This is a genomic window from Protofrankia sp. Cr1 (genome assembly GCF_963555865.1).
Lineage (GTDB): Bacteria > Actinomycetota > Actinomycetes > Frankiales > Frankiaceae > Protofrankia.
In genome coordinates, this window is record NZ_CAUVXO010000682.1 from 1,629 (window position 1) to 3,082 (window position 1,454).

General features: G+C 66.4%; 2 protein-coding genes. Both read right to left on the reverse strand.

The genetic code is table 11. The features are described from left to right. Positions 1-33: 33 nt before the first annotated feature. The gene (locus U9980_RS27930; protein ID WP_322770661.1) at positions 34-831 is read right to left on the reverse strand and encodes a FadR/GntR family transcriptional regulator; all 798 of its coding nucleotides are present in this window, start codon (positions 829-831) and stop codon (positions 34-36) included. Positions 832-930: 99 nt separating this feature from the next. Further along, a partial coding sequence (locus tag U9980_RS27935; RefSeq protein ID WP_322770662.1) for an enoyl-CoA hydratase/isomerase family protein occupies positions 931-1,454 on the reverse strand: 524 nt, incomplete at its 5' end.

Genomic DNA, 1,454 nt, shown 5'->3' on the forward strand with positions numbered 1-1,454 from the left:
GCCCCCGCGCCGCTCGCTGAGCGCCGGGCGCTTTTACGTGTCGTGCCGGATGGCCCGGGCATCCACGCGTTCGGTGGGGTCGAGCCATTCGCTGTAGATGAGCTGGACCTCGATGTGCTCGGTCATGGCTTCCACAACCCTGCGCTCCTCGCCAGCCTCGATCAGGTCGCAGATCTTCTCATGGGACTCGAGCCTCTTCAGCTTCTCCGGCCGGCTGAGCAAGGCGCCCCGCGCGCTCTTGGCCTCGGCCCAGGACCGTTCATGGACGAGCCAGATCGATTCCAAGATCCCGGCCACGAGCGTGAGCGTCTCGTTGCCACACCGCTGCACCAACGTCTCGTGAAACGCGGTCATGGCCTCGTTGAAGGCCGGCTCATCGCCGTCGATGAGCCGGCGAGAGGCACCGTTGACCTTGCGCAGCTCGGATACCACCGTCGTCTTGCGGTCCGGGCGACGCGCGCACAACATCGCACACACCGGCTCGAGAAGGGACATGCCCTCGAACACATCGCGCAACTGCGTGCCTCGACTACGCAGCACCAGGGCCACGATGTAGGCAGCGGTCTTCGCGTCGGGACGGTGGACCACGGCGCCGCCGATGCTGCCGCGTTGAACGGTGATGAGCCCCTCGGACTCCAGGACGCGCAGGGCCTCGCGCATCGAGGGCCCGCTGACGCCGAAGTCCTTGAGCAGAACATCCAGGCGTGGCAGGCGATCGCCGTCCGCCAGGTCGCCGGTGACAATGAGCTCGCGGATGCGATCCGCCACGATATCGGCGACCCGATTGACGCGGACACGGCCCTTGGCAAGGGATACCGGACGATCGCTCATGAGACCACGTCACAACGTCTGGACACTGAGCTACTTGCCCCCTGTCTCTATTAGCTGAGGCTCAGAACACCAGTCGAGCTTCAGGACACCAGCCGAGGCTCAGGACCGGGTGAAAACAGGCTTCTCCTTGGCGAGGAAAGCCTCGGCGGCGATTCGGTTGTCGTTCGTGAACTGGGTGAGATTCTCGAAGGCGGAAGCCCGATCGATAACGGCAGCGGCGGTCACCTTGAGGCCGGCATTGATGGCGGCCTTGGTGTACTTGACAGCGTATGACGCGCCGGACGCGAGACGCTGCGCCATGGCGTCGACGAGCGCATCGAGCTGGTCGTCGGGAACGGCCTCGGTGATGAGGCCCATCTCGGCCGCTTCCCTGCCACGGATCGCGTCGCCGGTCAGCAGGTAGCGGCGGGCACGGGCGTAGCCGACCAGCTGTGGCCAGATCACCGCGCCGCCGTCGCCCGCGACCAGGCCGACAGCGACGTGCGGGTCGGCGAACACGGCGTCGGGCGTCGCGTAGACGAAGTCGCCGCACATGGCCAGGATCCAGTTGAGATCGCCGCCCCCCGAGAACGCGCCGGCAGCACCGGTGAGGACGACGACATCGCACGAATCGTCGATGTCGG